Consider the following 25,145-nt stretch of genomic DNA (forward strand, 5'->3'; position numbering starts at 1 on the left):
GGACACCCGCCGCCTCGCCGACTGCTTCCCCGCCGTCGACTACTTCGAGAACAGCGGCCTGCCGTTCGTCATCGCCCTCAACGGCTTCGACGGCAATCAGCCGTACTCACCGGACGAGGTACGCGAGGCCCTCCAGATCGGCCCCGACACCCCCATCATCACCACCGACGCCCGCCACCGCGCGGACGCCAAGTCGGCACTGATCACCCTCGTCGAGCACGCCCTCATGGCGCGCCTGCGGTAACGCTGCCGCGCGGTCGGTGAACAAAAAAAGGGGGGTGCCCTCTCCGGTCCGGAGAGGGCACCCCCCTTTTTCTGTGCTCATGTCGTCCCCGCACGCCGAAGGGGGCCCACCCGGGCGGGTGGGCCCCCTTCGGGGACGTACGGGCTCAGTGCCAGCTGTGCGGGGCGTGGAAGCCGGGTTCGCGTTCCAGGCGGCGCCAGCCCGCCTTGGCACGGGCTCGGTGCGTGGCCGACGGCGCGGGGCGGGCGGCGGCGCGGGCCATGAGGACGGCCGTGATGGCGGCGACTTCCTCGGGCTCGGCGTGGCCCTTCTCGACGCGGATGTCAGGAGTGCTCATGGATGTCAGTCTCCGTCAGAGAGAGGTCCGCGGGATTGCCGCGGCGGGTCCGCTGGGTTACTGCGGGGGGTTGCCGTGCTTGCGGGAGGGCAGGTCGGCGTGCTTGGTGTGCAGCATCGCCAGGGACCTGATCAGGACTTCGCGGGTCTGCGCGGGGTCGATGACGTCGTCGACCAGGCCGCGCTCGGCCGCGTAGTAGGGGTGCATCAGCTCGGCCTTGTACTCCTTGACCATCTTCTGACGCATGGCCTCGGGGTCCTCGGCCTCGGCGATCTGCCGGCGGAAGATGACGTTGGCCGCGCCTTCCGCGCCCATCACGGCGATCTCGTTCGTCGGCCAGGCGTAGGTGAGGTCGGCGCCGATCGACTGGGAGTCCATGACGATGTAGGCGCCTCCGTACGCCTTGCGCAGGATGAGTGAGATCCTCGGCACGGTCGCGTTGCAGTAGGCGTACAGCAGCTTCGCGCCGTGACGGATGATTCCGCCGTGCTCCTGGTCGACACCGGGGAGGAACCCGGGGACGTCCAGGAACGTGACGATCGGGATATTGAAAGCGTCACACATCTGGACGAAGCGCGCAGCTTTTTCGCTCGCCTCGATGTCCAGGACGCCCGCCAGGACCTGGGGCTGGTTGGCGACGATGCCGACGACCTGGCCGTCGAGGCGGGCGAGGGCGCAGATGATGTTGCGGGCCCAGCGCTCGTGGACCTCCAGGTACTCGCCGTCGTCGACGATCTCCTCGATGACCTTGGCCATGTCGTACGGCCGGTTGCCGTCCGCCGGGACCAGGTCGAGCAGGACGTCGCCGCGGCGCTCCAGCGGGTCGGAGGATTCCACCCGGGGCGGGTTCTCGCGGTTGTTCTGCGGCAGGAGCGAGAGGAGGTAACGCACCTCGGCGATGCAGGTCTCCTCGTCGTCGTACGCGAAGTGGCAGACGCCGGAGGTCTCCGCGTGGACGTCGGCGCCGCCCAGGCCGTTCTGGGTGATCTCCTCGCCCGTCACCGCCTTGACCACGTCCGGGCCGGTGATGAACATCTGCGAGGTCTCGCGGACCATGAAGACGAAGTCCGTCAGGGCGGGGCTGTAGGCCGCGCCGCCCGCGCACGGGCCGAGCATCACGGAGATCTGCGGGATGACACCGGACGCCTTGGTGTTGCGCTGGAAGATGCCGCCGTACCCGGCGAGCGCGCTGACGCCCTCCTGGATGCGGGCGCCCGCGCCGTCGTTCAGGGAGACCAGCGGGGCACCGGCCGCGATGGCCATGTCCATGATCTTGTGGATCTTGGTGGCGTGGGCCTCGCCGAGCGCGCCGCCGAAGATCCGGAAGTCGTGGGCGTAGACGAAGACCGTACGGCCCTCCACCGTGCCCCAGCCGGTGATGACACCGTCGCTGTACGGCTTCTTGGCCTCCAGGCCGAAGCCGGTCGCCCGGTGCCGGCGCAGCTGCTCGACCTCCTGGAAGGACCCGGGGTCGAGGAGCAGCTCGATCCGCTCCCGCGCCGTCAGCTTGCCCTTGGCGTGCTGCGCCTCGGTCGCCTTCTCGCTGGGGCCGGCGACGGCCTGCGCACGAATCTCGTGCAGCTCGGCGACCCGCCCGCGCGCGTCCGTCGGCTCGCCGGTCGGCTCACCCGTCGTCTCTTCCAAAACGGTCATGTAGTGACCATACGAAGGAGACCAAGGAAAGCGAGCCGTTGACTCTGTACAGTCTCCGGCCCGTTTTCCTGGTACCAGTGAACAGAACCATCCCCGCATGCAGCCGTTCCGACTGCTCAGGAGGCCGGACAGTTGTAGGTGTGCCACAAAGAGATCACGCGAGAGCCACCTCACATTCGTGGGTGGCACATGCCCTCCCCGGAGTGACACGGAGCCTCAGACGGCCGTCGGCCGAAAGGACCTCGACGCCGTCGCCGGCCCGCACGACGGCACGCACCGGACGGTCCCAGACCAGTTCCAGCGGCGCTCCGGTGCGGGACGGCTCGCTGACGCGGAGGGTGGCCGTGCGGCCCCGGCGGACGACGAGCACGCTCGCGCCGGCGGAGACGGTCAGCTCCCCCACCGTACCGGCCCGCCAGAAGGTGGCCGCGGTCAGCCCCAGCCCGGGTACGGCGACGGCCTGGCCGGTGGTGTCGTTGGCGAGGACGGACAGCCGGTGCGGGGCGGCGGCCCGGGCGGCGGTCTCGGCGCGGGAGGCACCGGGCAGGACGGCGTAGGCGTACCGGGCGCCGGCCGGGTCGGTGCCGTGGTCGAGCCACAGGGTCTGCCAGCGCCGGGTGCGCCGTTCGTCGTCGCTGGTGGTGTTGATGTCCGACCAGGCGCCGGTGCGGTCCTCGCGCAGGGTGCGCAGGTCCGGCCCGGACAGCAGGACCCAGCCGCCGTGGCCCGCCAGGTGCGCCCAGTTCCGGCCCCGTACGAAGCTCTGGGTGCCGTTCTCGCCCAGGTTCCGGTTGTCCACGACCGTCTCGACCGGGACGCCGTCGGAGCAGCTGATCCCGGCGCCGAGGCAGACGACGGCGTCGGGCAGGAAGAACCAGGACTTGCGGGCCTCCAGGGTGGAGCCGAGGCCCTTGAGGTGCTGTCCGACGGCCGCGTACGTGCCGTCGGTGGTGCCGCCGACGGCGCGGACGTCCGGCCGGGGGGCGCCCCACTCGCCGCCGGCCCGGTCGGCGAGCCGCCGGGTCGACACGGTGGTGCCGGGCAGCCGGTACGGGTCGACGGTGGGCCAGTACCAGTCCGTGTACTGGTCGCCGCCGCCGCGCGGCCACCAGGAGAGCATGCCGGAGCCGGTGTGCCAGCCACGCGGGTTCTCGCCGTTGCCGCACTCGTAGTGGGCGATGCGGTCGCCGGCCATGGCGAGGGCGGCGGTGAAGCGGGGGGCGCGGTGGACGGCGCGGTCCATGGCCGGGAAGAGGCGGTGGCCGAGGGGTTCGGGGGTGGCGGGGCCGGGTGCCCGGGCGATGGCGTGCAGCCGCGCGAGGTCGGCGACCCCGAACTGGGGTGACGTCAGCAGCGGGGTGACGGTGTCCCGTTGGATCCAGCCCCGGACCAGGCCGTGCCACCGTTCCCGCTCGGCCTCGCCCGCGCCGCCCGCGAGGAGGGCTACGGCGGCGATCAGGGCGTGCCCGTGGTAGTGGTCGCTGCGCATGACTGCCAGGTCGTCGCCGCGCAGCAGGCCGCGGCTGATGGCGCGGCCGTTGACGCAGTCCATCACCAGCCCGTCGTGGATCAGGGGCGCGTAGGCGTGTTCGACACCGTCCAGGACGTTCCGCCGGCCGGGGTCCGTCACCTCCCAGTCCGAGCCGGCGAGCAGCGCGAACAGCCGCCCGAGGCCGTCGAGCAGGACCTGCCCGTAGGTGCCCGTGTAGGCGACCGAGGTGTGCTGGACGAAGGAGCCGTCGGCGTAGAGGCCGTCGCCCCGGGTGACGTACGGGAAGACGGGCGAGAGCGCGTCCCGGGCGAGGGAGATCCGGCCGGGGTCCCGGCCGAGGACGCCGCGCAGGGCGACCGAACGGCAGAGGTCGACGCGGTTGGCGCCGGTGGAGGTGCCGGAGTAGTCGGTGAGCAGGCGGTCCGGCAGGAAGTGGTCGACGGCCGCGCAGGCCGCCGCGACACGGTCCGGGCCGAGCGGGTCGTACAGGGCGGCCGTGATGTCCATGAGGAGGCGGGGGCTGCCGATCTGCCACTCCCACCAGTTGCCGTAGGGGGTGGTGCCGGGGTGGTAGACGGTGGCGGAGAGGTGGTCGAGGCCGCGGAGCACGTCGGCGAGGAGACCGGGGTCGCCGGTGGAGCCGGTGCCGTCCTGCGCGTGGGCCTGGGCCATGGTCCACAGGCGGCCGTACGAGAAGGTGATGCCGGACGGCGGGTCGAAGGGGTGGCCGGGCCAGAGGGAAGTCGGGGCGGGGGTCATGGTGGCCCGGAAGTCCCGTGCGCGCGTCCCGAGTTCCGCGAGCCGGGAGGCGTACGGCTCGGCGCCCGGGTCGTATCCCGTGCCGAGCGTGATGCCGAGCCACCGGCGGCGCAGCGCGTCGTACGGGTCGCCGTCCGCCGCCCGCGCGCCGGGCGCGGGGGCGGCGGCGAGGGCGGCGGCCAGCAGCAGTGCGCGCCGGGTCATGCGCATGGGGCCGGTCACCGCCCTCTCCGGCTCAGCAGCCGCCGCAGTTGTAGTACAGCGCGTCCCAGTGGCTGCCCTCGTCGGCGTAGACGTTGCCGGAGCCGGACTGCCACTGCGGATAGCCGTCACCGCGCAGCCCGATGTACGTGAAGTTGTTCTTGATGTACGACGTCACGCACGTGTTCTTGCCGTAGTCGAGCTTGTAGCCGTTCCAGTGCGAGTAGGTGCCGGAGGCGTGGCCGGTCTCGGTGCCGCCGGTGATGTTGAGGGCGCAGCCGCTGGCCCCCTTGAGGGTCTGGGCGCCCTGGGCGGTGGCGAGGTTGAGCTGGTCGAAGGACGTACAGGTGGAGTTGTTCCGGTCGGAGCAGTTGCCGGAGGACGACCAGGTGATGCCGGCGCTGCGGAACATCTGGGTGGCGGTCGCCTGGCTGATCTTCGTGACGGCGAACGCGTCGCTCGCGGTGCCGAGGACGGCGACGCCGGGGGCGACGACGAGGGCGAGCGCGGTCAGGGCGGAGCGGACCTTCATGGGGGTGCCTTCCTGCGGTGGGCCGTGCTTCCTGGGGGGCGGCATGTGCAGGTGGTGCAGCCAGATGGTGCCCGAGCGCTCCGCGACCGCGCCAGAGGGCGTACGCCATCACTCTTCGCGTCCGGACGACCACTTAACGGATGAAGTTGAATTCTCAACGGAATAGGTCTACCTTCGGGGTCGTCGGTTCGTTCAACTTTCAACCAAGGAGCTCGTCATGGGTATCTTCAGCCGCAAGGCCACCGCCACCGCCACCGCCACCATCGCCGCCCCCGCCCCGCAGGCCACCGCCGGCACCGACCTCACCGCGCTGAGCGGCGACTACACGATCGACCCGAGCCACAGCACGATCGGCTTCGTCGCCCGGCACGCCATGATCACCAACGTCAAGGGCGGCTTCCAGGACTTCACCGGCACCCTGCACCTGGACGGTGCCGACCCCTCCAGGTCCACCGCCACGCTCGACATCCGGATGGAGAGCATCGAGACCGGCAACGCCGACCGCGACGGCCACCTGAAGTCGGCCGACTTCTTCCGGATCGAGGAGTTCCCGGTCATGACCTTCCGCTCCACCAAGGCGGAGGCGCTCGGCGGCGACGACTACCGCATCACCGGTGACCTCTCCCTGCTCGGCGTCACCAAGTCGATCACCCTCGACCTGGAGTTCAACGGTTCCGCCACGGACCCGTTCGGCAACGAGCGCGTCGGCTTCGAGGGCAGGACCGAACTGCTGCGCTCCGAGTGGGGCCTCACCTGGAACGCGGCGCTGGAGACCGGTGGCGTCCTGGTGTCCGACAAGATCAAGCTGGCCTTCGACATCTCGGCCATCAAGAACGCCTGAACCTCCGGCGGCCCAGCCGACTTCGGAGCACTCGCCCCCTGAGCGCGCCCGCCCTCCACTCCCCCCCAAGGAGAGGGCGGGCGCTCCGGCATGCCCGGTGACCGGAGCGTCCGCCCGGACATCACGCGGCCCCCGGCTCAGGCGCGGCCGGCCCGCACCTCGAACTCACACCACACGATCTTGCCCGGGTGGCGCTCCCCCACCCCCCACTTGTCCGCCAGCGCCGCCACGAGCAGCAGTCCCCGGCCGCCCTTCGCCTCCGGATCCACCTCACGGAGCCGGACGGTACCGGGGCCGCTGTCGTGCACCTCCATCCGCAGCCGGTCCTCGGCGCGCGCGAGGTCGAACCGGACGGAGAAACCCCTGCCGGGCGGCACTCCGTGCAGCAGCGCGTTGGTCGCCAGTTCGCTCACGCACAGCAGCACGTCCTCCGCCCGCCGCCGCAGCCGCCAGTCCGTCAGCACCGCCCGGCTGAACTGCCGCGCCGACCCGACCGACCTGCGGTCCTTCCGGAAGAACGCGACGCGTGTTTCGAGGGGTTGTGTTTCCTGGTTCATGCGACGAGGGTCACGGTGCGTGACTACAGTGGGCCACCGGGTGAGGTCGTAGAGACGGGTTGTACGGCTCCACTACGAGGACGACCGTGGGGCACGGGGGAATGGCAGACGCATGCCCAAGAAAGTCAGTACCTGGCAGGCGGTCGGCGCGCTGGTCGCGCACTACCGGAAGAAGGCGCACCTCTCGCAGGAGGCGTTAGCCGAGCACGTCCACCTCCACGTCGACACCGTGGCCTCCATCGAGCAGGGGCGGCTGGCCCTCCAGCCGTACCGCGCCGAGCAGTTCGACGAGGTGCTGGAGACGGGCGGGGCGCTGACGGTCCTCCTGGAGAAGCTGCCCGTCCGGGACCGGATCGTGCAGTTCGCTCAGGGGTTGGTGGATCACGAGCAGGAGGCGCTGAGCTTCCTGTCATACGAGACTTTGGTTGTTCCGGGCCTCCTTCAGACGCCGGACTACTGCCGGACTGTCTTCGACTACCGCTATCCGGCGCTGGGCAGCGAGACTGCGGATCAATGGGTTCAGGCTCGCATGGAGCGGCAGTTGATCTGGCAGCGCGAGCAACCACCCGTCGGCCACTTCATCCTGGAGGAAGCCATTTTGCGGCGGCCGATGGGCGGCCCTTACGTCCTGCGCGAGCAGGTCCGTCAGATTCTGGAGTTCACCCGGCCGGTTCGCATGAGCGTTCAGATCATGCCGATGCAGCAGACCCCCCACGCAGCGTTGGGCGGACCCATGGTGCTGCTTGAGACTCCGGAGCATGAACGGCTGGTCTACCTGGAAGTCCAGCGCGCCAGCTTCCTCGTCGATGACCCGGAAGAGGTCAGCTACTACCACCACAAGTATGCGATGCTGCGATCTCAGGCGCTCTCCTGCGAAGAGAGCGAGCGCTTCCTGAAGGGACTGCTAGGAGAGTGATGAACACCGCAGCAGCACTGGCTTGGTTCAAGTCCAGCTACAGCAGCAGTGAGGGTGGTAACTGCCTAGAGATCGCCTGCTCCTGGCGCAAGTCGAGCTACAGCAGCAACGAGGGCGGCGACTGCGTCGAGGTGGCCGCCCACCCCGCCGCCGTTCACATCCGCGACTCCAAGGCCACCGCCGGTCCGATCCTCACCCTCTCCCCCGCCACCTGGGGCGAGTTCCTGGACGGCATCGCCCGCTGAGGCGGTCAGGCCAGCAGCGCGGCGGCTTCCCGGCGCGCCTGGCGCAGCCAGGACGCGCGCGTTTCGTCGGCCGAGTCGGTGACCGTACGGAAGACGACTCGACGGACGTCGGTGACACCCACGTACGGCAGGACGCAGGCCGCCCAGATCCTTTGCAGCGGGTCGCCGAACTCGCTCTCCTCACGGTCGGCGGGGGTGTCGGAGGTGTTCAGGACGAGCGCCCGGCCGGCCTTCAGCAGCCCGGCGGGCTCTCCGTCCGCGGTGTCCAGCTTGTACGCGACGCCGGGCGCCAGCACCCGTTGCACCCAGCCGGTGAGGACGGCGGGCGGCATGCCCCACCAGTTCGGGTGGATCAGCACCAGGGCGTCGAGGGTGGCCACCTCGGACCGGTGCAGCTCCACCTGCGCGTCCCGGGCGGGGGTGGCCGAGAGGACCGTCCCGGTCTCGTCGGGGGTCAGCGCCGGGGCGAAGCCCTCCGCGTAGAGGTCGTGCGCGAGCACGTGGCACCCGCGGTCGCCGAGTTCCGCCACGACGGCACCGAAGACAGCGTGGTTGAAGCTGCCCGGACGCGGGTGCGCCAGGTAGACCCCGATGCGCATGGTCCCTCCCCTGATCAAGCCTGATCCTCCCCGATCGGCGCGCCGCCCGCTAGAAGCCGCCGCCGAAGTCCCCTCCCCCTCCGCCGCCACCGAAGTCCCCGCCTCCGCCGCCGTCGAAGCCGCCGCCGTCGCCGAAGCCGCCGCCGAAGTCCCCGGGGTCGAAGTCCGTGCCGGAGACGTCGCCGCCCTGGTAGCCGCCGTCGAAGCCGCCGCCGAAGTCGCCGTACCCGGTGCCGTAGTCGGCGGCGTACGCGGGCGCGGCCATCATGCCACCCAGGACGGTGCCGACGAGGAGGCCGGGCAGCAGGCCGCCGCCGAAGTAGCCGCCCGCCCAGGGGCCGTAGGCCGGGCCCGCGTCCCAGTAGGGGCGGCGGCCGTACTCGGTGTCGACCTCGCGGACGGCGGGGTCGAGGCCGTCGGCCAGCCGGGTGGCGTCGGCCGCGCACACGGGGACCTGGCGGGGTGCGCCGCCGGGCGGGGTCCAGGTGGCGTCGGTGACCGAGGGGCCGTGGCGGGGGTCGAAGAAGCACGGCGGGCGGCGCTCGGGCAGGGGGCGGCCCTCGCGGCGGGCGGCCAGCCGGGCGAGGGAGAAGCGGCCGTCCTCCAGGGCCTCGGTGACCGTCCGGACGTCCTCCGGGCGCCGGGCCGCGGCCATCCGCTGCTTCGCGGTCTCGTAGGCGTCCAGGGCGCTCGCGTAGTCGGCGCGCATCGCGTCGTCGGCGCCCGGTTCGGAGGGCCGGAAGTCCAGGCGGTCGAGTTCCTCGCCGAAGGCGGTGATGTCCTCGTCCACGACGACCCGGAGCCGGTCCAGGGCGGCCCGCTGCTCCTCCTCGCGACGGCGGCGGTTGCGGCGGACCAGCGCGTAGGCGCCCGCGCCACCGGCGACCACCACCGCGCCGGCCGTGATCAGTCCCGTGTCGGAGACGCCGCCCCCGCCGTCCGTGCCGCCCCAGCTGCTGGGAGCGTGGCCGCCCATGTTGGCCAGGGCGCGGTCGGTGAAGTCGGTCAGCTGGGCCTTGGCGTCCTCGCCCTGGACGCTGGCGACCAGGTTCTTGCGGGCCGTGACCGACATGACGCTCACGTCGGCGCGGGCGTCGAAGCGGTCGCCGAGGCGGACGCCGTAGAGGCCGGTGACCCCGGTGGCGGCGCGCAGCTTGTAGAAGAGCTTCTCGGTGCTGTAGCCGGCCGGGAGGACGGCGACGAACAGGGGTTTGTCCGCGTCCTCGATCCGCCGGGCGAGCGTGTCGGCGTCCGCGGCGGACAGCTGGTCCCTGGCCGCCGGGTCGACGTAGACGGGGCTCTCGCGCAGGGCCCGGGCGATGGTGGAGACGCTGGTGTCCGCCCTCGCCGCGGGCGCGAACGCGGTCGCCGCCATCAGGGCCAGGACGGCCAGCAGCAGGGCGGGGAGGCTTCGGGTCCGCAGCACGGCCTTCATACTCCGAAAGTACCCCGAAAGTGCCCGAGGCCTCCCCGCACCGTTCATTCGTGCCGCTGTGGTCTCACGCCGCGCGGTAGGCCTGCGCCAGTTTCTCCACCGCCTTCCCGTACCTGCCCGTCAGGAGCAGGTGGTCGGCGTCGGCGAAGGGCTTGGCCACGGCCTCGGTGAGGTGGCCGTCCGCCTTGCGCTGGACGAGCAGCCGTGCCGTGTCCACCAGGGCGCGGCCGGCCCGGTCGTCGCCGTGGCGTTCGGCCGCGGCGGCGCGGGCGGCGAGGCCGCGCAGGGTGGCGGTGCCGCCCTCCGGGACAGGGGTGCGGGTGGTCAGGCCCCAGCCGTAGGGGTACTGCGGGTCGTACGACGCGTCACCGACGTTGATCGGCAGCTGCGCCTCCGACTTCGGCCAGGTGACGGGGAGCTGCCCGGTGAAGGGGCGGCGGCCGTACAGGACGTCGGCGACGCCCTCGCCCTCGGTGCCCGGCAGCCAGGAGGCGACCAGGGCGTCGATCCGGTCCAGCCGGTCGCCCAGGATCTGCGGCCGGCCGGAGACGATCAGCACCGCGCACTTCATGGCCGCGCAGACCTTGTCCACGGCGGCCTGGTCGGCGGCGGACAACCGCAGGTCGTGGCCGTTGCCGACGTCGCCGACGCCCTCCGCGTACGGGGTCTCGCCGACCACGACCACACCGGCGTCGTAGCCGCCGGTCGGGGCGGAGGCGTCCTTGGAGTAGGTGACGTCCCCGCCCGCCGCGCGCAGGCCCTGGAGGACGGTCGTGCCGGGCACGGTGTTCCCGGAGGCGCCCTGCCAGGTGAGGGTCCAGCCGCCGGTCTGGTTGCCGATGTCGTCGGCGTTGGACCCGGCGACGTACACCTTCTGCGACTTCTTCAGCGGCAGCAGGCCGCCCGCGTTCTTCAGCAGCACCTGCGACTCGGCGGCGGCCCGGCGGGCGACCTCCCGGTGTGCGGGCGAGCCGATCCGCGCGGCGCCGCTCGTGTCGGCGTACGGGTGCTCGAAGAGGCCGAGGCGGAACTTCTGGGTGAGGATGCGGGAGACGGCGTCGTCGATCCGGGCCTCGCTGATCCGGCCCGCCCGCACCTCGTCGGTGAGCGTGCTGGTGAAGTCCTTGTAGGAGTACGGCACCATCATCATGTCCAGGCCCGCGTCGACGGACGTGCGGACGTGGGACGCGTAGTCGCCGGGGAGCTGGTCGATGGCGTTCCAGTCGCTGATGACGAAGCCGTCGAAGCCAAGCCGGTCCTTGAGGACACCGTTGATCATGTCGCCGCGGGCGTGCATCTTCACCGCGCCCTTGCCGTCGCCGGCGATGTCCAGGGAGGAGTACGACGGCATGACCGTGCCGACGCCCCGGTCGACGGCCGTGCGGTACGGCGCGAGGTGGATGTCCGCGAGCTGCTCGCGGGTGACGTGGGTGACACCCTGGTCGATGGTGTACGTCCCGGTGGTCGAGGAGCCGTACGCGGTGCCGCCGTCGGCCACGAAGTGCTTGGCCGTGGCGAGGACCTTGTCGTCGCGCTTCAGGTCCCGTCCGTCGGCGCGGCCCTGGAGGCCCTGGATGACGGTCTCCATGGACTCGACGAGGGCCGGGTCCTCACCGAAGGACTCGTAGGCGCGGCCCCAGCGTTCGTCGCGGCTCACGCACAGGCAGGGCGCGAAGTCCCAGGGGACGCCGGTGGCGCGGACCTCGGCGGCCGTCACCGAGCCGGCCTCCTGGGCGAGTCGCGGGTCACGGGTCGCGCCGATGCCGATGTTGTGCGGCATGACCGTGGCGCCGGACAGGTTGTTGTGCCCGTGGACGGCGTCCACGCCGTAGATGAGCGGGATCTGGAAGCGGGTCGCCTGCGCGCGGAGCTGGAAGCCGTCGATCATCCGGGCCCAGGCCTCGGGGGTGTTGGGCGTGGGTGTGGAGCCGCCGCCGGAGAGCAGGGAGCCGAGGGCGTAGGCGGCGATGTCGCTCCCCTGGCCCACCGCGCCGCGCTCGGCCTGGGTCATCTGGCCGGCCTTCTCGGCCAGGGACATCCGGCCCAGCAGGTCCTTCACCCGCTTCTTCACGGGCAACCTGGCGTCCAGGTAGGGCAGTCCGTGGGCGTCGAGGACGATCTGCGGGGTCTCGGCGGGAGCCTTCGCGCCGGTGACGGTGAGCTTCAGGGGGACGGTCTCGGCGGGTTCGGCCGTCCGGTCCCGGTGGGTGGGCACCTCGACGGTCCGCGCGGTGCCGGACGCGGTGCCGGCCGGGAAGGTGAGGGTGCCGGAGACGGGTGTGTAGTCGCGGCCGGGGTCCGCGGTGCCGCCGGCGGTGGCGTAGGCGACGGTGACCGGGGCGGTGAGGGGCTGGGCGCCGGTGGTGGCCACGGTGACCTTCACCCTGGCCGTCCCGCCCTCCCGGACCGGGTAGAGGGGTGCGTCGGTGGTGACGGCGGCGTTCAGCGACGGGTCGGCCGTGCCGTACAGCTCCACGTCGTCCAGGGCGAAGTCGCCCTTGGCGCCGGGCGGGAGGGTGACGGAGTAGCCCCACATCTCCTTGAGGCCGAGGACGTGGTCGATGCCGCCGACGGGCTGGTAGTCGGTGCGGTAGGCGAAGTCGGTGAAGGGAAGCTCGATCTGCTTCCAGCCGGTGAAGTCGTCGGTGAAGGAGGTGTTCCAGAGCTCGGAGGCCTCGCCGTGGGCGCCGCCGTCCTTGATCTCGAAGACGATCTTCTTGCCGTTGTTCCGGCCGTCCCACCACAAGCGGATGCCCCGGTGGGCGGACCAGTCGTGGGCGGGCGCGCCGGCGGCGAAGTCATGGGTGAAGCCGCCGTAGCCGCTGATGTCGTAGTCGCCGGTGAGCACCTTGCCGCCCTCGGGGGCGTCGGTGCGGCCGGTGAGCCGGAGGGCGGGCGGGTCGTCGGCGTCGCCGCCCCAGGTGAAGATGCCCTCGGCGGGCTGGGAGGCGAAGGGGACCTCGCCCTCGAAGCGGTCGACGGGGACGGGAGCTGGTGCGTCCGCGGCGTGCGCGGTCGCCCAGGGCAGCAGACCGGCAAGAAGTGCGGCGGAGGCGAGCAGGGCGGTTCTTCGCATTTACCTTCCCTCGGCTCTCGTGTTTCACTCAGGACTTAGATCACGCCGTGAGTTAACTAGGGGCCACTAGGCCCGTCAAGACGACCCGTCAGCTCCTTCGCCCCCTACAGGAAGAGCGACGCACCATGAGGAGAACCCCCCGCACCGTCCGGCTGCTGCTCGCCGGACTGCTCTCCGCCGCCGGTGTCACCGCGGCCGTACCCCCCGCACACGCGGCCGGCGAGCAGGTCACGGCCTGGCTCACCACCACCGACGACTCCGGCGGACGGCACGTCGTCCGCGGCCTGGCGCCCCAGGCACCGTTCGCCTTCCAGTCCGGGACGGGCGGCGCCGGCGAGAACATCACCGTCGACGAGAACACCCGCTACCAGACCTTCACCGGCGGCGGCGCGTCCTTCACGGACACCGCGGCCTGGCTGATGAACAGCAGCGGAGCACTGTCCCAGGCGACCCGGGACGCGACCATGCGCAAGCTGTTCTCCCCCACGGACGGCATCGGCCTGTCGTTTCTGCGCAACCCGATGGGCGCCTCCGACCTCGCGCGCTACGGCTACACCTACGACGACGTGCCCGCCGGCCAGAGCGACCCGGCGCTCGCCAGGTTCACCCTCGCGCACGACCTGGCGGACGTCGTCCCGCTGACCAAGCAGGCGCTCCAGCTGAACCCGTCGCTGACCGTGATGGCCTCGCCGTGGACGGCGCCGGCCTGGATGAAGGACAGCGGCTCGCTCAACGGCGGCTGGCTCAAGGCCGAGGACTACGGGGCGTACGCCTCGTACTTCGTGAAGTACCTCCAGGGCTACCGCGACCAGGGCGTGAACGTCTCGTACGTCACCGCGCAGAACGAGCCCACCTGCTGCTCCGGCTACCCGTCGATGAGCTGGAACGCCGACGGGCTCGCCTACTTCACCAAGAACGAACTCCTGCCGAAGCTCCAGGCGGCCGGCCTCACCACGAAGGTGCTGGCCCACGACTGGAACTGGGACGTCTACGACTCCTACGCCGCCCAGACCGTGAACGACCCGGCCGTCCGCAACCACCCCAATTTCGGCGGCATCGCCTGGCACGGCTACGGCGGCGACGTCGGCAAGCAGACGGCCGTGCACGACCAGTACCCCGCGCTGGACGCCTTCGGCACCGAGCACTCCGGCGGCACCTGGATCGCCGACCAGCAGCGCGAGGACATGACCAACATCATCGACTACACCCGCAACTGGGCGAAGTCGGTGACCAAGTGGTCGCTCGCCGTGGACCAGAACATGGGCCCGCACAACGGCGGCTGCGGCACCTGCACCGGGCTGATCACCGTGCACAACGGGGACGGCGCGAGCGGGACCGTCGACTACACCGTCGAGTACTACACCATGGGCCACCTCACGAAGTTCGTCCGCCCCGGCGCCCAGCGGATCGCCTCCACCGCCTCCACCACGGTGCCCAACGTGGCCTGGCGCAACCCGGACGGCAGCAAGGCGCTGATCGCGTACAACGGCTCGACGTCGGCGCGGACGGTGACCGTCGACTGGGGCTCCCAGCACGCCACCTACTCGCTGCCCGGCCGCACCTCGGCGACCTTCACCTGGTCCGGCACCCAGTCCGGCGGCGGCAGCCGGAGCGGAGCCTTCACCGGGCTGGCCGGCAAGTGCCTGGACGCGGCGGGCGGTTCGGCCGCCAACGGCACCGCGGTACAGCTCTACGACTGCAACGGCTCCACCGCCCAGCAGTGGACGCTGACGGCCGACGGGGCGGTGCAGGCGCTGGGCAAGTGCCTGGACGTGACGTCGGCTTCGACGGCCGACGGGGCCAAGGTCCAGCTGTACGACTGCAACGGGACCGGCGCCCAGCGGTGGTCGTACGACGCGGCCACGGGCGACGTGGTGAACACGGCGGCCGGCAAGTGCCTCGACGTCACGGACAACTCGTCGGCGAACGGGGCCCGGATCCAGATCTGGTCGTGCACCGGAGCCGCGAACCAGAAGTGGACACTGCGGTGACGCGGACCTTTGCCCGACGAGGACGGTGTGCCGTGCTGCGAATCGGCCGCCCGCGGACCATCGTGGGGGTATGACCACACCGCAGGATCTCTTCCTCGTCACGCTGGACGTCCCCGGCGAGCACCCCGTCGAGCAGGGTGACCTGTCGCTCGCGCTCGCCGGGGCCGAGCTGATCGACCTGCTCGGCGTCCGGGCGCTCACCCTGGACGGCGAGCGCATCGTCCCGGGGCCGGTGCTGACCACGGGCGACCGGATGCTGGACGAGGCGGGGGCGGCACTCGTCCGGGAGGGGCCCCAGGAGACGGTCGCGGACTGGTTGTGGCGGCGGGGAGAGGGCCTGGCCGTGGCCTACCACGACACCCTGGAGGCCGCGGGGCAGCTGAACGGCGGCAGGCGCGGCAACCGCTGGCTGCCGCGCCGCGCCGGGGCCGCCGCGCCCGCCGACACCGCGGCCCGCCGCCACGCGACCGACCGCTGGGAGTCCCGCGACCCCGTCCTCACCGGCCTCGCCACGGTCCTCGGCGTCCAGGACGACCGGCCGGCCGCGGACGAGCCCGAGGACGAGGCGGTCGTCACCGTGCTGGCCGCGGTCGGCGACGCGGTGAGAGAGCTGGAGGCCGTACGCGAACGGCGCCGCATCGAGAACATCGCCTTCGACAACATCTGGCGGGCACCGTAGCGATTGCCGGAGCGGCGCCGTGGCGATCTTCGGTGCGGCGCCGTGGCGATCTCCGGTGCGGCGCCGTGGCGATCTCCGGTGCGAGCGGGCGCGGGTTCCGGCCCCCGGGGGGGCGCGGGGTCCGCCGGAGCGGCGACCTAGCGACCTCCGGAGCGGCGACCTAGCGACCTCCGGTGCGCCGCCGTAGCGACCTCCGGTGGGGGCGGGCGCGGGTTCCGGCCCCCGGGGGGCGCGGCGGCTCCGGGCCCCCGGCGCGGGCGGACGCAGCTCCCACCCCGCAACGGGCGTGGGGAGCGCGCGGGCGGCCCGGGGGCTTCGGCCGCACGGCGGGGCCGGGGCCTGCGGGCGCGGTGGTTACTCCGCCGGTTCCACCGACGCCCGCAGCAGGCCGTACGTGTACGCGTCCTCCAGGGCCTGCCACGACGCGGCGATGACGTTCTCGGCCACGCCGACCGTGGACCACTCGCCCGAACCGTCGGACGTGGAGATCAGGACGCGGGTGGTGGACTGGGTGCCGTGCTTGCCCTCCAGGATGCGGACCTTGTAGTCGACCAGCTCCAGCCGGGCGAGCTGGGGGTAGATCCGCTCCAGTGCGACGCGCAGCGCGCGGTCGAGGGCGTTGACCGGGCCGTTGCCCTCGGCCGTGGCGACGATCCGCTCGCTCTTGGCCCACAGCTTGACCGTCGCCTCGTTGGCGTGGGTGCCGTCGGGACGGTCCTCGACGATCGCGCGCCAGGACTCGACGTCGAAGTACTTCAGCGGCCTGCCCTCGACCTCGGCGCGGAGCAGCAGCTCGAACGAGGCGTCCGCCGCCTCGTAGGTGTAGCCCCTGAGTTCGCGTTCCTTGACGCGCTCGACCACCCGGCCGACCAGTTCCCGGTCGCCGCCCAGGTCGATGCCGAGTTCCCTGCCCTTGAGCTCGATGGAGGCGCGGCCCGCCATGTCGGAGACCAGCATGCGCATGGTGTTGCCGACCTGTTCGGGGTCGATGTGCTGGTACAGGTCCGGGTCGACCTTGATGGCGGAGGCGTGCAGGCCGGCCTTGTGCGCGAACGCCGAGACGCCGACGTAGGGCTGGTGGGTCGACGGCGTGAGGTTGACGACCTCGGCGATGGCGTGGGAGATGCGGGTCGTCTCGCGGAGCTTGCCGTCGGGCAGCACCTGCTTGCCGTACTTCAGTTCCAGGGCCGCGACGACCGGGAACAGGTTGGCGTTGCCGACGCGCTCGCCGTAGCCGTTGGCCGTGCACTGGACGTGGGTGACGCCCGCGTCGACGGCGGCGAGGGTGTTGGCGACCGCGCAGCCGGTGTCGTCCTGGGCGTGGATGCCGAGCCGGGCGCCGGTGTCGGCGAGGACGGTGGCGACGACCGCGTGGACCTGGGCGGGGAGCATGCCGCCGTTGGTGTCGCAGAGGATGACGACGTCGGCGCCGGCCTCGGCGGCCGTACGGACGACCGCCTTCGCGTACTCGGGGTTGGCGCGGTAGCCGTCGAAGAAATGCTCGCAGTCGACGAAGACGCGGCGGCCCTGCCCGCGCAGGTACGACACGGTGTCGCGGACCATGGCCAGGTTCTCGTCCAGCGTCGTGCGCAGCGCCAGTTCCACATGCCGGTCGTGCGACTTGGCGACCAGGGTGATCACCGGGGCGCCGGAGTCGAGCAGCGCGTTGACCTGCGGGTCCTCGGCTGCCGTGGCGCCGGCGCGGCGGGTGGCGCCGAAGGCGACCAGCTGGGCGTGCCGGAAGTCGATCTCCTCCCGGGCGCGGGCGAAGAACTCGGTGTCGCGGGGGTTCGCGCCGGGCCAGCCGCCCTCGATGAAGCCCACGCCGAAGTCGTCCAGGTGCCGGGCGATCGCGAGCTTGTCCGCGACGGTGAGGTTGATGCCCTCGCGCTGCGCGCCGTCGCGCAGCGTGGTGTCGAAGACGTGGAACGAGTCGTCGAGCCTGCTGGTAGCCGTCTCGGTCATTATCTCAAGGCTCCTGTTGTGGATCTTCGGTCTTTACCGGAATGACCGGCTCCACCGTTCCTCCCATGGTCCCTCGCGCTCCGCCGCCGGCTGTGGGTGGGCCGGAAAACGAAAAAACCCCTCGCGGGTGCGAGAGGTATGCGCGCGGGTCGAGGACGACGGTGGCCACCCGCACCTGGTCGTACGAGGTGGTCACTGCGGACCGGCGCGCCTGCTGCCCATAATCACGGCGAACGAGAGCACGGGGGCAGTTTGGCACAGCACGGCCCCCGGCTCACCGGCCGTCTCAGGATGCGGGCGTCAAGCTGGACTCCCCGGCGCCCTCGGCGGCCTCGACCCGGGCCAGGTCCAGGTCCTTCGTCTCGCGCATGGTGACGTAGACCACCAGGGACACGGCGGCGCAGCCGGCCACGTACCAGGAGAAGCCGGACTCGGCACCGGCCTTCTTGAACCACAGGGCGACGTATTCGGCGGTGCCGCCGAAGAGGGCGTTGGCGAGGGCGTAGGGCAGGGCGACGCCGAGCGCGCGCACGCCGGTCGGGAACAGCTCGGCCTTCACGCAGGCGTTGATGGAGGTGTAGCCGGTGACCACGGTCAGCGCGAGCAGGGCGAGGCCGAGGGCGGACCAGTAGCCGTGGACGTGCCGGAGCAGCGCCATGACCGGGACCGTCAGGACCGTGGAGCCCACCGCGAAGGTGATCAGCAGCGGGCGGCGGCCGATGCGGTCGGAGAGGGCGCCGGCGAGCGGCTGGAGGCAGGCGAAGACGATCAGCGCGGTGAACGAGACCAGGGTCGCGGTCTCCTTGGACAGGCCCGCCGAGTTGGACAGGTACTTGGTGAGGTACGTGGTGTACGTGTAGTACGCCACCGTGCCGCCCATCGTCAGGGCGACGACCAGGAACGCCTCCCGCCGGTGCCGCCATAGGGCGCGCAGGGTGCCGCGCTCCCCGGAGCGGGAGGTGTCCTCCGCGTAGACCTCGGTCTCCAGCATGCTGCGGCGCAGGTAGAAGACGACGGCCGCGCCGAGCGCGCCGACGGCGAACGGGATGCGCCAGCCGTAGCCGTGCAGGGCGTCGTCGGACAGGGTGCGCTGCAGCAGGATCAGCAGGCCGAGGCCGGCGATCTGGCCGGCGGTCATGGACACGTACTGGAAGCTGGAGGCGAAGCCGCGCCTGCGCGGGTCGGACGCCTCGGTCAGATAGGTGGCGCTGGCCGCGTACTCGCCGCCGACCGACAGGCCCTGGAGCAGGCGGGCGACGAGCAGGACGAGGGCGCCGCCGTAGCCGGCGACCCCGTAGGTGGGGGCGACGGCGATCAGGACGGCCGAGGCCGACATGAGCGTGACGGTCAGGGTGAGCGCCGCCTTGCGGCCCTTGCGGTCACCGACCCTGCCCAGCAGCCAGCCGCCCACGGGGCGCATGAAGAACCCGACGGCGAAGATGCCGGCGGTGTTCATCAGCTGCGCGGTGGGGTTGCCGCTGGGGAAGAAGGCGCCCGCGAAGTACGGGGCGAAGCTCGCGTACACGAACCAGTCGAACCACTCGACCATGTTGCCCGCCGAGCCGACCCAGATCTTCTTCCAGTGTTGTCGTCCCATGCGCCCTTACCTGCCCGGCGGCCAAGGGAACGATTCCTTCAGGAGCCGTCGGCGAGCAGCGTGCCGGCGACGAACTCCCGTACGTGCGCGAGCACCTGGTCCCGGTCGGTGCCGCGCAGCCCGATCGCGACGTGGATGGAGAACCCGTCGAGGAGCGCCCGCAGCCGTGCCGCGAAGCGGTCCGCGTCGACCGGACGGAACTCGCCGCGCGAGATGCCCTCGGCGACCAGGGCGACCAGATCGCGGTGCCAGGCGCCCTCGATGGCGGCCTGCCGGGCGCGGGCGTCGTCGTCGGCGTTCTGCGAGCGGTTCCAGACCTCCAGCCAGAGCGTCCAGTGCGGGTCGCGGTGGCCGTCGGGGACGTACAGGTCGACGTAGGCGGCCAGCCGGTCCCGGGCCGGCGCGGACCGGGTGAGCAGCCGGCCGCGTTCGGCGCCCAGCCGGCCCTCGCTCCACTCCAGGGTCCGCAGCAGCAACTCGTCCTTGGAGCGGAAGTAGTAGAGCAGGTGCCCGCTGCTCATGCCGACCTCGCGGCCGAGCGCGGCCATGGTGAGCTTCTCCAGACCGCGCTCGGCGATCATGTCCATGGCCGCGGCGAGGACGTCCTCGCGGGGCGGGGCCGGGGTGCGGCGGCGGGGTGAGGGGGGCGTGCTCATGCCGCGACCGTCCGTACGACGCGGGGCCGGGTGTGGGGTGCGCGGGACGCGCGGCGGCCGGCGGACGGCGTCACCGGCCGCGCCCCGGCGGTGGCCGGGGCGTGCCGGAGGCCGCCGGGGGCCTGCCGCCCGTACGGAGCCTGCCGCCCGTCGCGCGACGGGCGTTCGGGCCGCCGCGGCAGCGGGCGCGGCGGCGGGCTGGGACGGCGGCCGCGGGCCGCGCACACCTGGACGTTCACCCGTACGTTCACCCGTACGTTCTACCCGACGCCGGCCGTCACCGGGTCCTCGGCTGCTGCTGGGTGATGCAGTGGATGCCGCCGCCGCCCGCGAAGATCGTGCGGGCGTCGACCAGGGTCACCGTCCGCTCGGGGAACAGCCGGCGGAAGATCCCGGCGGCTATCTCGTCGCGCGGGTCGTCGAAACCGCACAGCACCAGGCCGCCGTTGCACAGGTAGTGGTTGATGTAGGAGTAGTCGGCCCAGTGGCCGTCGGCCTCCAGGACGGTCGGGGCGGGCACCTCCACGACCTCCAGGCGGCGGCCCCGGGCGTCGGTCGCCGACCTCAGCAGGCCGATGACCTCCTTGGTGACCTCGTGGTCGGGGTGGGCCGGGTCCGGCTGGTGGTGGGCGACCACGACCCCGGGGCGGGCGAAGGCGGCGACGATGTCCACGTGGCCGAGGGTGCCGTAGCCGTGGGGAGGGTAGTCGCCGGTCAGGCCGCGCGGCAGCCAGATCGCCTTGCGGGTGCCGAGGTGGGCGTGGATCTCCGCCTCGACCTCCTGGCGGGACCAGTGCGGGTTGCGCTCGGGGCCGAGCTGCACGGTCTCGGTGAGCAGCACGGTGCCCTCGCCGTCGACGTGGATCGCCCCGCCCTCGTTGACCAGCTTCGAGGCGTACGTCCGCGCGCCCGCCAGGCCGGCGACGTACGCGCCGATCCTGGAGTCGTGCTCCCAGCGGGCCCACTCCTGCGCGCCCCAGCCGTTGAACGTCCAGTCCACGGCGGCCAGTGCGCCCCGGTCGTCGGTGAGGAAGGTGGGCCCGATGTCGCGCATCCAGGCGTCGTCCAGGTCCCGCTCGACGGTGTCGATGCCGGGGCCGAGCAGCGCCCGCGCCTCGGCCGACCGGCCGGGCCCGCACACGACCGTGACCGGCTCGAAGCGGCGGACGGCACGGGCGACGGACGCCCAGGCCGTCCGGGAGGCCGCGAGGTCCTCGGGATCGTCGAAGGTGGGGTTGGGGCCCGGCCACGCCATCCAGGTGCGCTCGTGCGGGGTCCACTCGGCGGGCATGCGGAAGCCGTCGGCGGCGGGGGTGGTCATGTGAGGTCCCGGGGTCCTAGAGGAAGTAGAGGCGGTTGAGGGAGACGGAGTCGGCGGGTTCCGAGCGCAGCGGGTCACCGTCGAGGGTGACCAGGCCGGTGCGCTGGTCGACGTCGACCGCTCCGGTGCGGGCGTTCAGGCGCAGGTCGGCGGGGCCGATGCCGCGGGTGCCGCGCACGGCGACCCTTCTGCGGCGGGTGGGCATGAGGTCGGAGCCCCCCTCGGCGGCGGCCCGGGCGACGAACGCGACCGAGATGTCCGCGGGCGTGGCGCCGTACGCGCCGAACTGCGGGCCCAGTACGAGGGGTTCGCAGGTGTCGGTGGCCGCGTTGGGGTCACCGGTCACGCCGTACGCCGGGAAGCCGGACTTGAGGACCAGCTGCGGCTTGGCGCCGAAGTACTCCGGGCGCCAGAGCACGAGGTCAGCGAGCTTGCCGACCTCGATCGAGCCGACCTCGTGCGACAGCCCGTGCGCGATGGCCGGGTTGATGGTGAGCTTCGCGATGTAGCGCAGGACGCGGGCGTTGTCGTCGCCGTCGCCGTCGCCCTCCAGCGGGCCCAGCTCGGCCTTCATCTTCCCGGCCATGGCGAACGTGCGCCGGACCGTCTCCCCGGCCCGGCCCATGCCCTGCGCGTCGGAGGAGGTGATGCCGATCGCGCCCAGGTCGTGCAGCACGTCCTCGGCGCCCATCGTGCCGGCGCGGATCCGGTCGCGGGCCATGGCGGCGTCGCCGGGCAGGTCGGGCTTGAGGTCGTGGACGGAGACGATCATGCCGTAGTGCTCGGCGACCGCGTCCCGGCCGAAGGGCAGGGTGGGGTTGGTCGAGGAGCCGATGACGTTCGGGACACCGGCCATCTTCAGCACGTTGGGGACGTGTCCGCCGCCGCAGCCCTCGATGTGGAAGGCGTGGATCGTGCGGCCCTCCAGCACGCGCAGGGTGTCCTCCACCGACAGGCACTCGTTCAGCCCGTCGCTGTGCAGGGCCACCTGGACGTCGTGCTCCTCGGCGACGCGCAGCGCGGTGTCCAGCGCCCGGGTGTGGGCGCCCATGTCCTCGTGCACCTTGAAGCCGCAGGCGCCGCCCTCGGCGAGCGCCTCGACCAGCGGCGCGTCCGACGAGGACGAACCCCGCCCGAGGAAGCCGATGTTGACCGGCCAGGCGTCGAAGGCGCCGAACGCGTGGCGCAGCGCCCAGGGCGAGTTGACGCCGACGCCCCACACCGGGCCGAACTCCTGCCCGATGATCGTGGTCACGCCGGAGGCGAGGGAGGCCTCCATGATGCGCGGCGACAGCAGGTGGACGTGGGTGTCGACGGCCCCGGCGGTGGCGATGAGTCCCTCGCCGGACACGATCGAGGTACCGGTGCCGACGACGACGTCCACGCCGTCGAGGGTGTCCGGGTTGCCGGCCCGTCCGATCGCGCAGATCCGCCCCTCGCGGATGCCGATCGACACCTTCCGGATGCCCTGCACCGCGTCGATCACTACGACGTTGCTGATCACGACGTCGCAGGTCGCGCGGACGGCGGCGGCCTTCAGGTGCAGTCCGTCGCGGGCGGTCTTGCCGAACCCGGCGAGGAACTCGTCGCCGTACCGCTGGGAGTCGGACTCCACACGGACGGTGAGCCCGGAGTCGCCGAGGCGGACGCGGTCACCGGCGCGGGGGCCGTGGGTGGCCGCGTAGGCCTGCGCGTCGATGTGGACCGACCGGCTGACCTCGCGTCCCTTCGAGCGGCTCATCGCTCGCCTCCTTGTGTTCCGGCGCCGAGATATCCGCAGGCGGCGGCCCTGCGCAGGGCCTCCTCTCGTGCTCCGGGCGCGTCCAGCGGCCCGTCGACCAGGCCGGCGAAGCCGATCGCGATCCGCTCGCCGCCGATCGGCAGGAGCCCGACCTCCTCGCTCTCCCCCGGCCCGAAGCGGACCGAGGAGCCGGCCGGTACGGCGAGCCGCATGCCGTAGGCACGGCGGCGGTCGAAGTCGAGGCGCGGGTTGGCCTCGAAGAAGTGGAAGTGGGAGGTGACGGAGACCGGCACGGCGGCGGTGTTGGTGACGCGGAGCCGGACGGCAGGCTCGGGGTCGGCGTGCTCCGGGCCGGGCAGCAGCGCGCCGGGGGCGTGCTCGCCCAGGCCGCCGCCGATGGGGTCGGAGACCACCGCGAGCCGGGAGCCGTCGTCGAAGACGGCCTCGACCATCACCTCGGTGACGACGTCGGCGACGCCCGGCAGCACGTCGTCGGGACCGAGCACCGACCGGGCCGCCTCGACGGCCTCGGCGAGCCGCCGGCCGTCCCGGGCGGCCTCGCAGACGGTGTCCGCGATCAGCGCGGTGGCCTCCGGCACGTTCAGCCTGAGGCCGCGCGCCCGGCGGGCCCGGGCCAGTTCGGCGGCTCCGAAGAGCAGCAGCCGGTCACGTTCCGTCGGGGTGAGTCTCACGCCGCGGCACCTCCTTGCCTTCCCTTGGTTAGAACATCACTCTAAACACAGAATCGGGGAAACAGAAGCATTGACCGAGGACGGCTGCACACGTCACATTGAACGCTGCTCAAACACCGCTCAAGGAGACCCAGCCATGCCGATAGAACAGCACGGAGTCGACGCCATCCCCGACGAGGAGCGGACCAGCCGCCCGCGGGACCTCGTCTCGATCCTGCTCGGCTCCAACCTCTGCCTCGGCGTGGTCGTCTTCGGCTGGCTGCCGCCGTCCTTCGGGCTCGACTGGTGGGCCTCGGTCAGCGCCGTCGTCGCGGGCACCGTCGTGGGCACGCTGTTCACGGCCCCGCTGGCGCTGGTCTCCCTGCGCACCGCGACCAACCTCTCCACCTCCTCCGGCGCCCAGTTCGGCGTGCGCGGGCGGCTGGTCGGCTCGGTGGTCGGCCTGCTCCTGGCCCTCGGCTACACCGCGCTGACGGTGTGGATCGGCGGGGACGTGATGCTGGGCGTCCTCGGCCGGCTCCTCGGCGTGCCGGCGGACGGGGTGTCGTACGCCCTCGTCTACGGCGTGCTCGCCGCGGGGACCGTCGCCGGCGCCGTCTACGGATACCGGGTGCTGCTGGCCATGTCCCGGGTGCTGGCGGTCGGCATGACGGCCCTGCTGGCCCTCGGCGTCCTCGCCTACGCCCCGCACTTCACCACCTCGGCGCCGCCGGGCGCGGGCGGCCTGCTGCTGGGCTCCTTCTGGCCGACCTGGCTGCTCGCGGCGGTCGCGGCGGGGCTTTCCGGGCCGATCGCCTTCATCACCCTGCTCGGCGACTACACCCGCTACATATCCCCCGCCCGCCACTCGCGCCGCCGCGTCCTGCACGCCACCTGGCTCGGCCTGGTCCTCGGCCTGCTGGTCCCCCAGCTCTTCGGCACCTTCACGGCGTACGCGGCCCGCGCGGCCACCGACTACGCCGGACCGCTGGTCACCGCATCCCCCACCTGGTACCTCGTGCCGCTGCTGCTGTCCGCCTCGGCCGGCTCCGTCGGCAACGCGGGCCTGATGCTGTACTCCATGGGCCTGGACCTGGACGCGATCCTGCCCCGCGCCTCCCGCGCCCGCGCCACCTGCGCCGTGGCCGTCGTCGCCACCGCCTGCGTCTTCGCCGGCCACTACGCCTGGGACGCCCAGTCGGCGATGACGTCCTTCGTGCTCCTGCTCACCGCCATCGGCACCCCGTGGGCGGTCATCACCCTCATCGGCTTCGTCCGCTGCCGCGGCGTGTACGACGCCGACGCCCTCCAGGTCTTCAACCGCCGTGCCCGGGGCGGGGTCTACTGGTACCGGGCGGGCTGGAACGTCCGGGCGACCGCGTCCTGGGCGCTGGGCGCGGCGATCGGCCTGCTGGCGGTGTCCCTGCCGTCGTACGAGGGTCCGCTGCTGCGCCTGACCGGCGGCGTGGACTGCAGCTTCCTGCTGTCGGGGGCCGTGGGCGGCGCGGCGTACCTGCTGCTGACCTCCCGCCGGGAACACGCCGGGGCCGCCCCGGACGTGGACCCGTCCGGGGCGGCCCTCAGCATGTCGGGTGAGCGTTAGGGCCTGTTGTTCGGATCATGCCGCGGACGCGGGG

Annotated in this window: 20 protein-coding genes and 1 pseudogene; 7 read left to right on the plus strand and 14 right to left on the minus strand. The window is 72.3% G+C overall.

Going from position 1 to position 25,145, the window contains the following annotated elements; genetic code table 11:
- Nucleotides 1–244 (plus strand): annotated as a pseudogene (locus tag AB0F03_RS29065) (ATP-binding protein); the annotation flags it as partial.
- 145 nt (nucleotides 245–389) lie between these two features.
- Here the strand turns inward: AB0F03_RS29065 and AB0F03_RS29070 are convergent.
- From AB0F03_RS29070 to AB0F03_RS29085, 4 genes are all read right to left on the minus strand, one after another.
- Nucleotides 390–581, minus strand: a complete 192-nt coding sequence (locus tag AB0F03_RS29070) for an acyl-CoA carboxylase subunit epsilon (protein ID WP_361997141.1) — start codon at nucleotides 579–581, stop codon at nucleotides 390–392.
- A 57-nt stretch (nucleotides 582–638) separates the two neighbouring features.
- On the minus strand, nucleotides 639–2,234 hold the full coding sequence (locus tag AB0F03_RS29075) for an acyl-CoA carboxylase subunit beta (protein WP_361997143.1): 1,596 nt from the start codon (nucleotides 2,232–2,234) through the stop codon (nucleotides 639–641).
- A gap of 154 nt (nucleotides 2,235–2,388) precedes the next feature.
- Nucleotides 2,389–4,695 carry a polysaccharide lyase 8 family protein gene (locus AB0F03_RS29080; protein ID WP_361997326.1) on the minus strand — a complete coding sequence of 769 codons (2,307 nt, stop codon included), beginning with the start codon at nucleotides 4,693–4,695 and terminating at the stop codon, nucleotides 2,389–2,391.
- A 25-nt stretch (nucleotides 4,696–4,720) separates the two neighbouring features.
- Nucleotides 4,721–5,218 (minus strand): hypothetical protein, encoded by a 498-nt coding sequence (locus AB0F03_RS29085; protein WP_361997145.1) that lies wholly within the window; start codon nucleotides 5,216–5,218, stop codon nucleotides 4,721–4,723.
- A 217-nt stretch (nucleotides 5,219–5,435) separates the two neighbouring features.
- Between AB0F03_RS29085 and AB0F03_RS29090 the strand changes: the two genes are divergently transcribed.
- A complete protein-coding gene (locus tag AB0F03_RS29090; protein ID WP_361997147.1) occupies nucleotides 5,436–6,059 on the plus strand; it encodes a YceI family protein in 624 nt (207 codons plus the stop codon).
- A 137-nt stretch (nucleotides 6,060–6,196) separates the two neighbouring features.
- Here AB0F03_RS29090 and AB0F03_RS29095 read toward each other — a convergent pair whose 3' ends face one another.
- Nucleotides 6,197–6,616 carry an ATP-binding protein gene (locus AB0F03_RS29095; RefSeq protein WP_361997149.1) on the minus strand — a complete coding sequence of 140 codons (420 nt, stop codon included), beginning with the start codon at nucleotides 6,614–6,616 and terminating at the stop codon, nucleotides 6,197–6,199.
- A gap of 112 nt (nucleotides 6,617–6,728) precedes the next feature.
- Between AB0F03_RS29095 and AB0F03_RS29100 the strand changes: the two genes are divergently transcribed.
- Together AB0F03_RS29100 and AB0F03_RS29105 are read left to right on the plus strand one after the other, a co-directional pair.
- Nucleotides 6,729–7,532 (plus strand): helix-turn-helix transcriptional regulator, encoded by an 804-nt coding sequence (locus tag AB0F03_RS29100; RefSeq protein ID WP_361997151.1) that lies wholly within the window; start codon nucleotides 6,729–6,731, stop codon nucleotides 7,530–7,532.
- Nucleotides 7,532–7,777 (plus strand): DUF397 domain-containing protein, encoded by a 246-nt coding sequence (locus AB0F03_RS29105; RefSeq protein WP_361997153.1) that lies wholly within the window; start codon nucleotides 7,532–7,534, stop codon nucleotides 7,775–7,777. The genes AB0F03_RS29100 and AB0F03_RS29105 overlap by 1 nt, the downstream gene beginning before the upstream one ends.
- Nucleotides 7,778–7,782: 5 nt before the next feature.
- Here the strand turns inward: AB0F03_RS29105 and AB0F03_RS29110 are convergent, their stop codons facing one another.
- From AB0F03_RS29110 to AB0F03_RS29120, 3 genes are all read right to left on the minus strand, one after another.
- A complete protein-coding gene (locus AB0F03_RS29110) occupies nucleotides 7,783–8,376 on the minus strand; it encodes an NAD(P)H-dependent oxidoreductase (protein WP_361997155.1) in 594 nt (197 codons plus the stop codon).
- Between the two features lie 49 nt (nucleotides 8,377–8,425).
- Complete coding sequence (locus AB0F03_RS29115; protein WP_361997157.1) at nucleotides 8,426–9,811, minus strand: hypothetical protein; 1,386 nt, start codon at nucleotides 9,809–9,811, stop codon at nucleotides 8,426–8,428.
- A gap of 64 nt (nucleotides 9,812–9,875) precedes the next feature.
- Nucleotides 9,876–12,887, minus strand: coding sequence for a glycoside hydrolase family 3 N-terminal domain-containing protein (locus AB0F03_RS29120; RefSeq protein ID WP_361997159.1), 3,012 nt, complete (start codon nucleotides 12,885–12,887; stop codon nucleotides 9,876–9,878).
- 125 nt (nucleotides 12,888–13,012) lie between these two features.
- Here AB0F03_RS29120 and AB0F03_RS29125 point away from each other — a divergent pair, with 125 nt between their 5' ends.
- On the plus strand, nucleotides 13,013–14,878 hold the full coding sequence (locus AB0F03_RS29125; protein WP_361997161.1) for a ricin-type beta-trefoil lectin domain protein: 1,866 nt from the start codon (nucleotides 13,013–13,015) through the stop codon (nucleotides 14,876–14,878).
- Between the two features lie 70 nt (nucleotides 14,879–14,948).
- Nucleotides 14,949–15,557: a GPP34 family phosphoprotein gene (locus AB0F03_RS29130; RefSeq protein ID WP_361997163.1), complete on the plus strand. Its 609-nt coding sequence runs from the start codon at nucleotides 14,949–14,951 to the stop codon at nucleotides 15,555–15,557.
- A 354-nt stretch (nucleotides 15,558–15,911) separates the two neighbouring features.
- On the opposite strand, the gene cimA is transcribed toward AB0F03_RS29130, so the two are convergent.
- The 6 genes from cimA to ureA form a co-directional block, all read right to left on the minus strand.
- Nucleotides 15,912–17,522 (minus strand): citramalate synthase, encoded by a 1,611-nt coding sequence (cimA, locus tag AB0F03_RS29135; protein ID WP_361997165.1) that lies wholly within the window; start codon nucleotides 17,520–17,522, stop codon nucleotides 15,912–15,914.
- A gap of 286 nt (nucleotides 17,523–17,808) precedes the next feature.
- Entirely contained in the window at nucleotides 17,809–19,119 is a 1,311-nt protein-coding gene (locus tag AB0F03_RS29140) for an MFS transporter (RefSeq protein WP_361997167.1), read from the minus strand.
- 38 nt (nucleotides 19,120–19,157) lie between these two features.
- Entirely contained in the window at nucleotides 19,158–19,775 is a 618-nt protein-coding gene (locus AB0F03_RS29145) for a TetR/AcrR family transcriptional regulator (RefSeq protein WP_356946727.1), read from the minus strand.
- Between the two features lie 277 nt (nucleotides 19,776–20,052).
- Nucleotides 20,053–21,096: an agmatine deiminase family protein gene (locus AB0F03_RS29150; protein WP_361997169.1), complete on the minus strand. Its 1,044-nt coding sequence runs from the start codon at nucleotides 21,094–21,096 to the stop codon at nucleotides 20,053–20,055.
- A gap of 16 nt (nucleotides 21,097–21,112) precedes the next feature.
- Nucleotides 21,113–22,837, minus strand: coding sequence for an urease subunit alpha (locus tag AB0F03_RS29155; protein ID WP_361997171.1), 1,725 nt, complete (start codon nucleotides 22,835–22,837; stop codon nucleotides 21,113–21,115).
- Entirely contained in the window at nucleotides 22,834–23,529 is a 696-nt protein-coding gene (ureA, locus tag AB0F03_RS29160; protein ID WP_361997173.1) for an urease subunit gamma, read from the minus strand. Before ureA ends, AB0F03_RS29155 begins: the two co-directional genes overlap by 4 nt.
- A 136-nt stretch (nucleotides 23,530–23,665) precedes the next feature.
- On the opposite strand from ureA, the gene AB0F03_RS29165 reads away from it, so the two are divergent.
- Nucleotides 23,666–25,111, plus strand: a complete 1,446-nt coding sequence (locus AB0F03_RS29165) for a cytosine permease (RefSeq protein WP_361997174.1) — start codon at nucleotides 23,666–23,668, stop codon at nucleotides 25,109–25,111.
- Nucleotides 25,112–25,145 lie beyond the last annotated feature (34 nt).

The sequence above is a fragment of the Streptomyces sp. NPDC028722 genome (assembly GCF_040637655.1).
Classification (GTDB): Bacteria; Actinomycetota; Actinomycetes; order Streptomycetales; family Streptomycetaceae; genus Streptomyces.